Source organism: Thauera linaloolentis 47Lol = DSM 12138 (assembly GCF_000310205.1).
GTDB lineage: Bacteria > Pseudomonadota > Gammaproteobacteria > Burkholderiales > Rhodocyclaceae > Thauera > Thauera linaloolentis.
In genome coordinates this window covers 13,294-26,034 of sequence record NZ_AMXE01000008.1, presented here as the reverse complement: position 1 = coordinate 26,034, position 12,741 = coordinate 13,294, and the positions used below count along the sequence as shown (strand labels likewise).

Genomic DNA, 12,741 nt, shown 5'->3' with positions numbered 1-12,741 from the left:
CGGCCGCGCCGTCAATCAAGCTCCACCTCGCCCTCGAAAACGGTCACTGCGGGTCCGGTCATCAGCACCGGCGCCCCCGGCCCGGCCCAGGCGATCTCGAGTTCGCCGCCACGGGTGTCGACCCGTACCGGCGACTCCACCAGCCCGCGCAGGATGCCGGCGACCACCGCGGCGCAGGCGCCCGTGCCGCAGGCCAGTGTCTCGCCCGCGCCGCGTTCGAACACGCGCAGACGCACATGGTGCGAATCCACCACTTGCATGAAGCCGGCATTGACCCGCGCCGGAAAGCGCGCATGGCGCTCGATCAGCGCCCCCTGCCCGGCCACCGGCGCGGCATCGACGTCGGCCACGACCTGCACCGCATGCGGGTTGCCCATCGACACCGCGGTGATCGCCAGCGTGTCCCCGCCCACCTGCAGGGGTTGCACGACGGCATCGGAATCGGAGACGAAGGGGATCCTGGCCGGCGCCAGTTCGGGCACGCCCATGTCTACGGTCACCAGGCCATCGTCGCGCAGGCGCGGGGCGATGATGCCCGAGCACGTCTCGACGCGGAGCTCGCGCTTTTCGCTCAGGCCTTTGTCGTGCACGAAGCGGACGAAGCAGCGTGCGCCATTGCCGCACTGCTCCACTTCGCCGCCATCGGCATTGAAGATGCGATAGCGGAAATCGACCCCCGCCTGCGTCGCCGGCTCGACCACCAGCAACTGGTCGCAGCCAACGCCGAAATGGCGGTCGGCGATCGCCTCGACGCGCGCGGGCGTGAGTTCGACCGGCGCACGGGTCGCGTCGATGACGACGAAGTCGTTGCCGAGGCCGTGCATCTTGGTGAAGCGCAGTTTCATCGCAATTCCATGGCAGGACGGACGCACGCCGTCCGCGAGCCGCGATTGTCCTTCACCCTCCGACCAGCGTCCACAGCGGGACATCAATAGATACGCGGCTCGCCCTCGGGGCGGGTCTTGAAGCGGCGATGCACCCAGTAATACTGCTCGGGCATGGTGCGCACCACGCCTTCGAGCCAGGCATTCATGCGCCGGGTATCGGCCTCGACGTCGTCCGATGGATAACCCGCCCAGGGCTCGCCGAGTTCCAGCACGTAGCCCCCGCCGCCAGGCAGCATGCGCACCACGCTGGGCATCACGGCCGCGCCCGCCAGCCGCGCCAGCCGCGGCAGGCCGGTGATGGTGGCGGTCTGCACGCCGAAGAAGGGCACGAAGATGGATTCCTTGCGGCCATAGTCGAGGTCGGGCAGGTAGTACAGCGGGCGGCCGGACTTCATCGCCTTCACGGTGGCGCGCACGCCGTCGGTGCGCGCGAGCAGCAACTGATCGTTGAAGCGGCTGCGGCCATGGTGCAGCCAGCGGTCGAAGACCTTGTTCTTCTGCGGCGCGTAGACGCTGACGAAATCGCCTTCCATCGACAAGCGCGTGCCAGCCATGTCGAGGCCGACGAAATGCGGCGTGAGCAGGATCACCGGCGTGCCCGCCGCCTTCAGCGCCTGCAGGCGGTCGAGCCCTTCGATGCGCACCAGCCGGCGCAGGCGCGCGGGGCCGGCCCACCACGCCAGGCCGCGTTCGAGCACGCTGCGCCCATTGGCGGCAAAGTGGCGCCGCGCCAGTGCGCGGCGTTCGGCTTCGGACAGTTCGGGAAAGCACAGCCGCAGGTTGATCAGCACCACCTTGCGCCGCGGCACCACGAACACGTAGAGCAGCAGGCCGAACGCCTCGCCGATGCGCGACAGCACCGTCAGCGGCAGCCAGTGCAACAGCCAGAACAAACCGATGGCAAGACGGCTCATTGGCCCGCCTCCCCGCCCCGCGGCTGCTTGTAGCGGTTGTAGCCCCACAGGTATTGCTGCGGGCATTGCAGGATGATGCGCTCCACCTCGCGGTTGATGATCGCCACATCCGTCTCCAGCTCGCCGCTCAGCGCCTCGGTCGGCGCCTGCAGGCGGAACAGGTAGCCCTCGCCGCGCGGCAGGCGCTCGGCCCAGGTGTAGATCACGCGCACGCCCTTTACCGCGGCCAGCCGCGCCGCCAGCGTCATCGTCCACGCGGGCTTGCCGAAAAAGGGTGTCCACACGCCTTCGCCCTCGCCCGGCACCTGGTCGGGCAGCATGCCCACCGCCTCGTGGCCGCGCAGCGTCTTCACCAGCTTGCGCACGCCCGACAGGTCGGCCGGCGCGGTGCGCATCTGGCCGCGCGCCCTGCCCGCCTCCATCAGCGGCTGCAGCGCGGATTTGCGCGGCGGGCGGTAGAGCACGGTGATCGGTATCCTTGCCGCGATGCACTGCGCGGTGATCTCGAAACAGCCCAGGTGCGGCGTGATGAACAGGATGCCGGCACCTTCCGCGCGCGCCTGCTCGACCAGTTCCCAGCCCTCGGTGCGTACCGCGCTGGCCACCACTTCATCGGCCGGACGCAGCCAGATCCACGGCAGCTCCAGTGCCTGGCGGCCGGCTTCGGCGATCGCGGCACGCAGCACCGCGTCATCCTCGCGGCCGAGCGCATTGAACAGGTTGGCGCGCAGGCGCCGCGCATACGAGGGCGAGGCGTGATAGACCAGCCAGCCGGCCCAGCCGCCCAGGCGGTGCAACCAGGACAACGGCAGGCGAGACAGGAGACGAAACGAAAGATCGACCAGCACGTCGGAATCGGACCCAGGACAGGTGTGCAGAAACAGAGGAAGAAAACGCAGCGGCGAAGCCGCCCCGCGCCAAGGCTTGCGCAATCGATCACGTTGCGCCCAGCCTCGAATGCTTACACACCCGGCGATCCCGGTCTATAATCCAGCCACTCCGCCGAGTTAAATCGACAACTTGCAGGGCGGGTGCGCGCATCTGCCGAAGCGCGCAGAAATACTGCTAAAGCGTCGGCTGCCCGACAAGATCCCCGGAGCTGGCCGCAGACGCAAGTCATTGGCTGATCGGGGATTTTTTGTTTCTGGAGCAAACAACATGGCTGAATTTCTGTTTACGTCCGAGTCCGTTTCCGAAGGCCATCCGGACAAGGTCGCGGACCAGGTATCCGACAGCGTGCTCGACGCCATCCTGGCCGAAGACCCGAAGGCGCGCGTCGCCTGCGAAACCCTTGTCTCGACCGGCCTGGTGGTGATCTCGGGCGAAATCACCACCACCGCCCACCCCAACTACCGCGAGATCGCGCAGGACGTCATCCGCCGCATCGGCTACGACAACTCCGACATCGGCTTCGACTACAAGAGCTGCGCCGTGCTGGCGGCGATCAACCGCCAGTCGCCCGACATCGCCCAGGGCGTCAACAACGCCAACGACGACCCGCTCGACCAGGGCGCCGGCGACCAGGGCATCATGTTCGGTTACGCCACGAGCGAGACTCCCAGCCTGATGCCGCTGCCGATTCACTATGCGCACCGCATCATGCAGCGCCAGGCCGAAGTGCGCAAGGACGGGCGGCTGCCGTGGCTGCGGCCGGACGCCAAGAGCCAGATCACGGTGAAGTACGTCGATGGCAAGCCGGTCGCGATCGACACCGTGGTCGTCTCCACCCAGCATGACCCGGACGTCACGCAGTCCCAGATCCACGAAGCAGTGGTCGAGCACATCGTCAAGCCGGTACTGCCCAAGGAACTGATCCAGGGCAAGGTGCGCTACCTGGTCAACCCCACCGGCCGCTTCGTGGTCGGCGGCCCGCACGGCGACTGCGGCCTGACGGGGCGCAAGATCATCGTCGACACCTACGGCGGCGCGGCTCACCACGGCGGCGGCGCTTTCTCGGGCAAGGACCCCTCCAAGGTCGACCGCTCGGCGGCCTACGCCGGCCGCTACGTGGCGAAGAACATCGTCGCCGCAGGCCTCGCCGACCGCTGCGAAGTTCAGGTCGCCTACGCCATCGGCGTGGCCCGCCCGGTGTCGCTGATGGTCAACACCTTCGGCACCGGCAAGGTCGCCGACGAGAAGATCGTGGCACTGGTCGGAAAACACTTCGACCTGCGTCCGAAAGCCATCATCCAGACGCTCGACCTGCTGCGTCCGATCTACTCCAAGACCGCCGCCTACGGCCACTTCGGCCGCGACGAACCGGAATTCAGCTGGGAGCGGACCGACAAGGCCGCGGCGCTGAGGGCCGACGCCGGGCTCTGATCCAGCGGCCCACCCCGGGCACGACACGCGCCCCCCGCCATAACGGCCGGGGGCGCTTTTTTCTGCGCCGGCCGAGCCTCCAGCGCGGTCTTCAGGCCGATACGCGGAAGCGGCGTACCGCCTGCTCGAGCGCGTCGGCAAGCTGCGTCAGTTCCCCAGCGCACTGCAGCGAATCCCGCGTCGCGCCATGGCTTTCCTCGCTCATGCGCGCGATGTGCTCGACGCTGCGGGCAATCTCGGTACTGGCCTGGCGCTGCTCGGCCAAGGCCGTGTCGATCGAGCCGACGACTTCGCGCACCTGCGTGGCGCCTCCCTCCAGCGCGGCGACCGCGACGCGCGCCTGCTCGGCGCTTTCAGCGCCCTGCCCGGCCAACCTGCGGCCGTCCTCCATCGTTTCCACCGCCTGGCGCGCATTGACCTGCACACGCTCGATCATCGCGTTGATCTCGTGCGTCGACTGGCGGGTGCGCTCGGCGAGCTTGCGCACTTCGTCGGCAACCACGGCAAAGCCCCGCCCCTGCTCGCCGGCCCGCGCCGCCTCGATCGCGGCATTCAGCGCCAGCAGGTTGGTCTGCTCCGCAACCCCCTCGATGACCTGCGCGATGCTGGAGATGCTGTCCGCGCTGACGCCCAGGTCCGCCACGACCGCAGCGGAGGCGCTCATGCGCTGCGCGACCTGGCCGATCGTCGCCACCGCCTGATTGATGACCGCGACGCTGGCCCTGACCTGCCCCTCCGAGTCGCCGCTGAGGCGATCGGCATCCCCGGCATGCTCGGCCACCACGGAAATGCTGGTGCTCAGTTGCTCGACCGACGCGGCAATCGCCTGTGCCGCGTCGGTCTGCGCCAGCGATGCCGCGGCAACCTTTTCCTCATTGCTGCGCAGCGCCTCCGCCGCGCTCACGAGCCGGCCGGCATCGGCGCGGATGCCGCGTATGATCGCCTCCAGCCCCGCCTGCATGTCCCGCATCGCGACGAGCAGGCTGCGCGCATCGCCCCCCTCGACCACGACCGGCTGCTGCAGGTCGCCATCGGCAATACGACGCGCGACCGCCGCCGCATAGGCCGGCTCGCCGCCCAAACGCCCGAGCAGGCTACGGGTCACGGACACCGATGTCAGCACGCACACCAACAGCGCGATCCCGCCCAGCACCGCCACCATCAGGCGGCCACGCTCCAGCGCCTGCGCCGATTCCGTGCGCATGCTGCTCGTCACTTGCTCGAGATGGGCGATCTGCTTCAGCAGTTCGGCGCGGATCTCTCGCCAGGCCGGCGTTTCACCCTGCACCAACACCCCCCGTGCAGCCGCCGAATCGCCCGCCCGCACGTTCTCGATCACCCGCGCCTGCAGTGGCCCCCAGCGCCGGACGATCTCCTGCATCCTGTCCGCGGCCTCGGCGCCGCCTTCGAGCACTCGTGCCCGCCCCACGACCTGGGCGAGCGCCTCGTCGAACAGTTTCTTCGCCCCGTCGAAATTCTCATAGGCCTTCGGGTTGGCCGGGTCGAGCAGGATATTGCGCAGCGCCTGCCCCATCTGGAGGCCGTTCGCATAGGCGCGCATGACGTCCCGCTCGACGGCAAGTTCGGTATCGATGAAGCCGGACAGGCGCTCGCCTCCCGCCTGCATCTGCCACAGCGCCCCGCCCAGGGCGAGCACGAGCAAGCTGCAGGTTGCCACCGCGAGCAACACCAGCTGCGACCGGACGGACAGTGTTTTCAGCGCCATGTTCGCTCTCTTGCACTTGGTCCGGGGCGGCCCGCCACCACGGCAGCGCCCCAGGATGGATAAGGAAAATAAATAAGCACATTCTTATCGAAGATATCGGCAATCCGATGAAAACCTGTAGGCACGGCGTCACGCCCGATACATCTCTCCGCGCCTTTCATGCAATGCCCGCCCCCAGCTGCCTTCTCTGCCGCACATCTAGCCGCAAACCCACGAATCCCCAGCTATAATTGCAGTTCTTCCGAGGAGCGCTGCGAGGCGCCGGGCAATTCAGCCCAGGCCCCCAGGCTCGGAAACCCGCGGGCAAGCCGCCGCGGTTCGAACGGCGCTCGCCCGAAACGCCTCTTGCGTTTCTTTCCTCAACCTTGCCGGGTTCGGGATGCCGGGTGAGCCGACTGTTCTTCCCCCTTCCCCCCGGCCATAGCACGGAGCATCACATGAACGCTGTGGCTGACACCAAGGATTGCGTGGTCGCCGACCTGTCGCTCGCCGACTGGGGCCGCAAGGAAATCCGCATCGCCGAAACCGAAATGCCCGGCCTGATGGCCATCCGCGAGGAGTACGCGGCCAGGCAGCCGCTCAAGGGCGCGCGTATCACCGGCTCGCTGCACATGACCATCCAGACCGCGGTGCTGATCGAGACGCTGACCGCGCTCGGCGCCGAGGTGCGCTGGGCCTCGTGCAACATTTTCTCCACCCAGGACCACGCCGCCGCCGCCATCGCCGCTTCCGGCGTGCCGGTGTTCGCCGTCAAGGGCGAGTCGCTGGAGGACTACTGGAACTACACCCACCGCATCTTCGAGTGGAGCGACGGCGGCTACAGCAACATGATCCTCGACGACGGCGGCGACGCCACGCTGCTGCTGCACCTGGGCGCACGTGCGGAAAAAGATCTGTCGGTGCTCGACAAACCGGACAGCGAAGAGGCCGAGGTGCTGTTCGCCTCCATCAAGGCCAAGCTGAAGACCGACCCGGCCTGGTATTCCACCCGCCTGGCACAGATCAAGGGCGTCACCGAGGAAACCACCACCGGCGTGCACCGCCTGTACCAGATGCACGCCCGGGGCGAACTCAAGTTCCCGGCCATCAACGTCAACGACTCGGTCACCAAGTCCAAGTTCGACAACCTCTATGGTTGCCGCGAATCGCTGGTCGACGGCATCAAGCGCGCCACCGACGTGATGATCGCCGGCAAGATCGGCGTGGTGCTGGGCTACGGCGACGTGGGCAAGGGCTGCGCGCAGTCCCTGCGCGGCCTCGGCGCCACCGTGTGGGTCACCGAGATCGACCCGATCTGCGCGCTGCAGGCGGCGATGGAAGGCTTCCGCGTGGTCACCATGGATGAAGCCGCCGCGCTCGGCGACATCTTCGTCACCACCACCGGCAACGTCGGCGTGATCGCCCACGACCACATGGCGGCGATGAAGAACAACGCCATCGTGTGCAACATCGGCCACTTCGACTCCGAGATCGAAGTCGCCAGCCTGCGCCAGTACGAGTGGGAGAACATCAAGCCGCAGGTCGACCACATCATCTTCCCGGACGGCAAGCGCATCATCCTGCTGGCCGAAGGCCGCCTGGTGAACCTGGGCTGCGCCACCGGCCACCCCAGCTTCGTCATGAGCAACTCCTTCGCCAACCAGACGCTGGCGCAGATCGAGCTGTTCACCAAGACCGGCGAATACCCGGTCGGCGTCTACGTGCTGCCCAAGCAGCTCGACGAAATGGTCGCCCGCCTGCACCTGAAGAAGATCGGCGCCAAGCTGACCGTGCTGAGCCAGGCCCAGGCCGACTACATCGGCGTACCGGTGGAAGGGCCGTACAAGCCCGAGCACTACCGCTATTGATCCAGGACTGCCCTGCGGCAATGCCCGCGGGGCAGCTTGATACCGGCACCCTCGCCAGCCATAATGGGGCTATAAATGGAACCATATTGGAACCATTGGAGGCCAACTCATGCCCGTGACCTTGACGATCAAGCAAGTGCCCGACGAGCTTGCCGCACGCTTGCGGGCGCTGGCCGCGCGCAACCATCGCTCCATCCAGGGCGAGCTGATGCACACGCTGGAAACCTTGCTGGCGACTCAGGACAGCCCGCTCGGAGCAATGTCGCCGGAACCGAGTGCAAACCTGCAGATAGCGCCTGCGCGCGCGGAAGAATCGGACGACTTGCTCGCCGAACTCGATCGCATCGTCGCTGGCACGCATTGGGGCGATGCGCCTCTGCTGAGCCGCGAGCAGGCCAACGATCGAGGCCTGACGCGCGAAATCGATCACCTCGTGCAGGAACGGCACGCCGCCTACCGCCGATGAATCCGAACTACTTCCTGGATACCAACATCCTGATCTACGCGACCTCGCTCGCCGCCGACCACGCCGGCCGGCGGGCGCTGGCGCGGGATTGGGTGGCAAGCACCGACTGGGGCCTATCCACCCAGGTGCTGATGGAGTTCTACGCCAACGCCCGGCAGCCCCGCCACGGCCTTCCGGCGGATGCGCCGCGCCGCCTGGTGGAGCAGTTCGCGGGCCACCGCCCGGTGCAGCCCATGGACCGGGAACTGGTGCTGGAGGCACTGGCCTTGCGCGAGCGCTGGCACCTCAGCCATTGGGATGCGGCCATCCTGTGCGCCGCCGGCCGCCTGGGCGCCCACACCGTCATCAGTGAAGACCTCAAGCATGGTCAGAACTACGACGGCGTGATGGTGTTCAACCCTTTTCTCGGTTGAGCCAACACCTTGTCCATGAACTCCTTCCATGCCCGCCAAGGGCAGTCACGCGAGGCAGCCGGAGCCACCAGGGCACCAGCCACGCGCCACGGCCAACCACGCGCCGACCAGTTGCTGGTGACGCAAGGGCTGGCCCCATCGCGCACCGCGGCGCGGGCGCTGATCGAAGCCGGGCGGGTGAGCTGGGACGGCCGACCGGTGGCCAAACCCGCGCAGGAACTGCCCGCTTCCGCGCGGCTGCAGGTGGCGCCGGACGACAGCGACCGCTTCGTGTCGCGCGGCGCGCTCAAGCTCGAAGGTGCGCTCGCACATAGCGGGCTCGACGTGCGCGGCGCGGTCTGCCTCGACATCGGCCAGTCCACCGGCGGCTTCACCGACTGCCTGCTGCAGGCCGGCGCGCACCGCATGGTGGGGGTGGAGGTCGGCCACGGCCAGTTGCATCCGCGCCTGTGCAAGGAGCCGCGCTGCGTCACGCTCGAAGGCATAAATGCCCGCCAGCTCGGCGCTGCCGATCTGGGCGAGCATTTTCCGCCACGCGGCTTCGACCTGCTGGTGTGTGACGCCAGCTTCATCTCACTGACGCTGCTGCTGCCGCAGTGGCCCGCCTTGCTGTCCGCGGACGGCCACGTGCTGGCGCTGGTCAAGCCGCAGTTCGAGGTCGGCCCGCAAGGCCTCGGCAAGGGCGGCATCGTGCGCGATACCGCCTTGTACGCCGAGGTCGAGACAAAACTACGCGCCGCCGCGCACGCGGCCGGGCTCACCCTTCTCGACTGGTTCGACTCGCCGATCACCGGCGGCGACGGCAACCGCGAATTCTTCTTCCACGCCATCCGCACACCGGGCGGCGGCATCCACCCCGACACGCCATGAACAGCACCGAAATCTCGATCGAATTTTTCCCACCCACCACGGCCGAGGGCGCAGAGAAGCTGCGCGCCACGCGCGACAAGCTGGCGGCGCTGAAGCCGGCCTTCTTCTCCGTCACCTATGGCGCCGGCGGTTCGACGCGCGAGCGCACCTTCGCCACGGTGAAGGAAATCGCCGCCGCCGGCTTCGAGGCCGCGCCCCACCTGTCCTGCGTCGGCTCCACCCGCGACAACATCCGCGAAATCCTGCAGGAATACATCGGCGCCGGCATCCGCCGCGTCGTCGCGCTGCGCGGCGACCTGCCCTCGGGCGTGGTCGACCCTGGCGAATTCCGCTATGCCAACGAACTGGTGGCGTTCATCCGCGCGGAAACCGGCGACCGCTTCCAGATCGAAGTCGCCGCCTACCCGGAATGGCACCCGCAGGCGCGCAGCCCGCAGGACGATCTGCTCGCCTTCAAGCGCAAGGCCGAAGCCGGCGCCAATTCGGCGATCACGCAGTACTTCTACAACCTCGACGCCTACTTGTATTTCGTCGACACGGTACGCGGGATGGGCATCGACATCCCCATCGTGCCCGGCATCATGCCGATCGGCAGCTTCAGCAAGCTGGCGCGCTTCTCGGACGCCTGCGGCGCCGAGCTCCCGCGCTGGATGCGCAAGACCTTCGAGAGCTACGGCGACGATACCGACTCGATCCGTGCCTTCGGCCTCGACGTCGTCACCCACCTGTGCGAGAAGCTGATCGCCGCGGGCGCGCCCGGCCTGCATTTCTACAGCATGAACATGGCCGGCCCGACCACCGAGATCTGCAAACGGCTGGGACTCGCGCGCTGACCCCGGCCGCAGCACGCCTCAGCCGCGCTGGCGCGCCATCACCAACACGCCCGCCACCACCATCACCGTACCGGCCAGCTGGGCGAGGCCGATTGCCTCGTCCAGCATCAGCCAGCCGAGCAGGATCGTGATCGCCGGCCCCAGCGTGCCGGTCAGCGACACCGGCCCCGCCCCCAGGCGGCGGATCGCCTCCGACACCAGCCACACCGGCGCCACGGTGCTGAACACCGCCATCGCCAGCGACAGGCCGTACACCTGCCAGGGCTGCGCGAACAGCGCCTCCGCCGGCCGCAGCGCGAAGAACTGCACCAGGCTGAACACACAGGCGAAAGTGCTGGCAAAGGCAGTGACGCGCGCCGAACCCAGGCGGCCGACCACCTGGCCGTTGCCCATCAGGTACAGCGCATAGCTCACCGCGCTGGCGAACACGAGCACGCTGCCGAGCACAACGTCGCCGAACTCGCCCGATATCCGCAGGTCGTGCCCGACGGCGAAACCGATGCCCAGATAGCACAGCGCCAGGGCCCACACGGTACGCGCAGTGATGCGCTTGCCGAGGAAGAGCGCCGACAGCACGATGACGATGGTCGGGTAGCTGAACAGGATCAGCCGTTCGAGCGCCGCGCTGATGTAGTCCAGGCCGAGAAAGTCGAGATAACTGGCGAGGTAGTAGCCGAAGAAGCCCAGCCCCGCCATCCAGCCCCAGTCGCCGCCGCTCAGCGGCGAAGCCGCGCTGCGGCTGGCGAGCACGCCCATGACCAGGAAGAAGGGCAGCGAAAACGCCATGCGCAGTGCCAGCAGGGTTTCGGCATCGACGCCATGGCGGTAGGCGAGCTTGACCAGGATCGCCTTGAACGAAAAACCCACCGCGCCCAGCACCGCGAAGCCGAGCCCGGCGCTACTACCGCGCAAGATCACCGATGGCGCTCCTCAGCGTTTGCCGCCGAGCAAGGAGCCGAGCAGGCCGCGCACGATCTGGCGGCCCAGGTTGCTGCCGATGGTGCGCGTCACCGTCTTCGCCGCGATCTGCACCAGGCCGTCGCGCTGGCCGCCGCGCGGGCCGGTGGAGCCGAACAGAATGTCGTTGAGCGCACTGCCACTATCACCACCGCCGGCTGCGCCCGGTTTCGCCTGCGCCGAGGCGGCGGCCTTGCTGTCGGCCTGGGCGCGCAGGATTTCGTAGGCCGATTCGCGGTCGACCGCCTTCTCGTAATGGCCGTAGATGACCGAACCGGTGACCGCCGCCTGGCGCTCCGCCGTGCTCAGCGGCCCGAGGCGCGAATCCGGCGCGATGACGAAGCAGCGTTCGGTCACCTGCGGCCGCCCCTTGTCGTCGAGGAAGGACGCCAGCGCCTCGCCCACGCCCAGCTCGGTGATCGCCGCCGCGGCGTCGAAGGCCGGGTTGGGGCGCATGGTGTCGGCGGCGGTCTTGACCGCCTTCTGGTCGCGCGGGGTGAAGGCGCGCAGCGCGTGCTGCACGCGGTTGCCGAGCTGGCCGAGCACGGTCTCGGGCACGTCGAGCGGGTTCTGGGTGACGAAATACACCCCTACGCCCTTGGAGCGGATCAGGCGCACGACCTGCTCGATCTTCTCGATCAGCGCCTTGGGCGCGTCGTTGAACAGCAGGTGGGCTTCGTCGAAGAAGAACACCATCTTCGGCTTGTCGAGGTCGCCCACTTCCGGCAACTGCTCGAACAGTTCGGACAGCATCCACAGCAGGAAGGTGGAATACAGCTTGGGCGAGTGGTACAGGCGGTCGGCGGCGAGCACGTTGATGACGCCGCGGCCGTCGGCATCGGTCTGCATCAGGTCGGCGATGTCGAGCATCGGCTCGCCGAAGAACACATCGCCGCCCTGCTCTTCCAGCGCCAGCAGGTTGCGCTGGATGGCGCCGATGGAGGCGGTGGAGATGTTGCCGTATTCGGTGGTGAAGGTCTTCGCGTTCTCGCCCACGTACTGCACCATCGCGCGCAGGTCTTTCAGGTCGAGCAGCAGCAGGCCGTTGTCGTCGGCGACCTTGAACACCAGCGTCAGCACGCCGGTCTGGGTGTCGTTGAGATTGAGCAGGCGGGAAATCAGCAGCGGCCCCATGTCGGAGATGGTGGCGCGCACCGGGTGGCCCTGTTCGCCGAACACGTCCCAGAACACCGCGGTATTGGCGCGCGGCGCATATTCGGTGATGCCGATCGCGGCCAGGCGCTGCATCAGCTTGTCGGATTTCGTCCCCGCCGCGCCGATGCCGGAGAGGTCGCCCTTGACGTCGGCCATGAAGACCGGCACGCCGATGGCGGCGAAGGACTCCGCCAGCTTCTGCAAGGTCACCGTCTTGCCGGTGCCGGTGGCGCCGGTGATGAGCCCGTGGCGGTTGGCCAGGCGCGGCAGCAGGAGAACCTCCTTGTCGGCGGTCTTGGCAATCAGCAGCGCTTCGGTCATCGCATCACTCCGGAATGGTCACGTGGTCGT

12 protein-coding genes and 1 riboswitch are annotated in these 12,741 nt (G+C 67.7%); of the genes, 6 read left to right on the top strand and 6 right to left on the bottom strand.

What is annotated here, in order from left to right; all coding sequences use genetic code 11:
• Positions 1-11: 11 nt before the first annotated feature.
• From dapF to C666_RS04125, 3 genes are all read right to left on the bottom strand, one after another.
• The gene (dapF, locus tag C666_RS04135; protein WP_004334150.1) at positions 12-845 is read right to left on the bottom strand and encodes a diaminopimelate epimerase; all 834 of its coding nucleotides are present in this window, start codon (positions 843-845) and stop codon (positions 12-14) included.
• A gap of 83 nt (positions 846-928) precedes the next feature.
• Entirely contained in the window at positions 929-1,801 is an 873-nt protein-coding gene (locus C666_RS04130; protein WP_004334148.1) for a lysophospholipid acyltransferase family protein, read from the bottom strand.
• Positions 1,798-2,649 carry a lysophospholipid acyltransferase family protein gene (locus C666_RS04125; RefSeq protein ID WP_004334145.1) on the bottom strand — a complete coding sequence of 284 codons (852 nt, stop codon included), beginning with the start codon at positions 2,647-2,649 and terminating at the stop codon, positions 1,798-1,800. Before C666_RS04125 ends, C666_RS04130 begins: the two co-directional genes overlap by 4 nt.
• A gap of 310 nt (positions 2,650-2,959) precedes the next feature.
• Between C666_RS04125 and metK the strand changes: the two genes are divergently transcribed.
• Positions 2,960-4,123, top strand: coding sequence for a methionine adenosyltransferase (metK, locus tag C666_RS04120; RefSeq protein ID WP_004334143.1), 1,164 nt, complete (start codon positions 2,960-2,962; stop codon positions 4,121-4,123).
• Positions 4,124-4,214: 91 nt separating this feature from the next.
• On the opposite strand, the gene C666_RS04115 is transcribed toward metK, so the two are convergent.
• Positions 4,215-5,849 carry a methyl-accepting chemotaxis protein gene (locus C666_RS04115; RefSeq protein WP_004334141.1) on the bottom strand — a complete coding sequence of 545 codons (1,635 nt, stop codon included), beginning with the start codon at positions 5,847-5,849 and terminating at the stop codon, positions 4,215-4,217.
• Between the two features lie 237 nt (positions 5,850-6,086).
• A riboswitch (S-adenosyl-L-homocysteine riboswitch) is annotated at positions 6,087-6,187 on the top strand.
• A 99-nt stretch (positions 6,188-6,286) separates the two neighbouring features.
• Here C666_RS04115 and ahcY point away from each other — a divergent pair.
• The 5 genes from ahcY to metF all read left to right on the top strand — a co-directional run bounded on the left by ahcY (position 6,287) and on the right by metF (position 10,278).
• Positions 6,287-7,696: an adenosylhomocysteinase gene (ahcY, locus tag C666_RS04110; protein WP_004334139.1), complete on the top strand. Its 1,410-nt coding sequence runs from the start codon at positions 6,287-6,289 to the stop codon at positions 7,694-7,696.
• A 109-nt stretch (positions 7,697-7,805) separates the two neighbouring features.
• Positions 7,806-8,162 carry a FitA-like ribbon-helix-helix domain-containing protein gene (locus C666_RS20330; RefSeq protein WP_004334137.1) on the top strand — a complete coding sequence of 119 codons (357 nt, stop codon included), beginning with the start codon at positions 7,806-7,808 and terminating at the stop codon, positions 8,160-8,162.
• On the top strand, positions 8,159-8,575 hold the full coding sequence (locus C666_RS20325) for a PIN domain-containing protein (protein ID WP_004334135.1): 417 nt from the start codon (positions 8,159-8,161) through the stop codon (positions 8,573-8,575). Before C666_RS20330 ends, C666_RS20325 begins: the two co-directional genes overlap by 4 nt.
• 9 nt (positions 8,576-8,584) lie before the next feature.
• Positions 8,585-9,445, top strand: a complete 861-nt coding sequence (locus C666_RS04095) for a TlyA family RNA methyltransferase (protein WP_028791895.1) — start codon at positions 8,585-8,587, stop codon at positions 9,443-9,445.
• Complete coding sequence (gene metF / locus C666_RS04090) at positions 9,442-10,278, top strand: methylenetetrahydrofolate reductase [NAD(P)H] (protein WP_004334131.1); 837 nt, start codon at positions 9,442-9,444, stop codon at positions 10,276-10,278. The genes C666_RS04095 and metF overlap by 4 nt, the downstream gene beginning before the upstream one ends.
• An 18-nt stretch (positions 10,279-10,296) precedes the next feature.
• Here the strand turns inward: metF and C666_RS04085 are convergent, their stop codons facing one another.
• Positions 10,297-11,196 (bottom strand): DMT family transporter, encoded by a 900-nt coding sequence (locus C666_RS04085; protein ID WP_004334129.1) that lies wholly within the window; start codon positions 11,194-11,196, stop codon positions 10,297-10,299.
• A gap of 12 nt (positions 11,197-11,208) precedes the next feature.
• Positions 11,209-12,711 carry a helicase HerA-like C-terminal domain-containing protein gene (locus tag C666_RS04080; protein WP_004334127.1) on the bottom strand — a complete coding sequence of 501 codons (1,503 nt, stop codon included), beginning with the start codon at positions 12,709-12,711 and terminating at the stop codon, positions 11,209-11,211.
• Between the last annotated feature and the right edge of the window lie 30 nt (positions 12,712-12,741).

Coding starts and splice junctions, on each gene's coding strand:
- metK (WP_004334143.1), top strand. CDS start 2,960: ATGGCTGAATTTCTGTTTACGTCCGAGTCCGTTTCCGAAGGCCATCCG.
- dapF (WP_004334150.1), bottom strand. CDS start 845: ATGAAACTGCGCTTCACCAAGATGCACGGCCTCGGCAACGACTTCGTC.
- C666_RS20330 (WP_004334137.1), top strand. CDS start 7,806: ATGCCCGTGACCTTGACGATCAAGCAAGTGCCCGACGAGCTTGCCGCA.
- C666_RS04130 (WP_004334148.1), bottom strand. CDS start 1,801: ATGAGCCGTCTTGCCATCGGTTTGTTCTGGCTGTTGCACTGGCTGCCG.
- C666_RS04115 (WP_004334141.1), bottom strand. CDS start 5,849: ATGGCGCTGAAAACACTGTCCGTCCGGTCGCAGCTGGTGTTGCTCGCG.
- C666_RS20325 (WP_004334135.1), top strand. CDS start 8,159: ATGAATCCGAACTACTTCCTGGATACCAACATCCTGATCTACGCGACC.
- C666_RS04080 (WP_004334127.1), bottom strand. CDS start 12,711: ATGACCGAAGCGCTGCTGATTGCCAAGACCGCCGACAAGGAGGTTCTC.
- metF (WP_004334131.1), top strand. CDS start 9,442: ATGAACAGCACCGAAATCTCGATCGAATTTTTCCCACCCACCACGGCC.
- ahcY (WP_004334139.1), top strand. CDS start 6,287: ATGAACGCTGTGGCTGACACCAAGGATTGCGTGGTCGCCGACCTGTCG.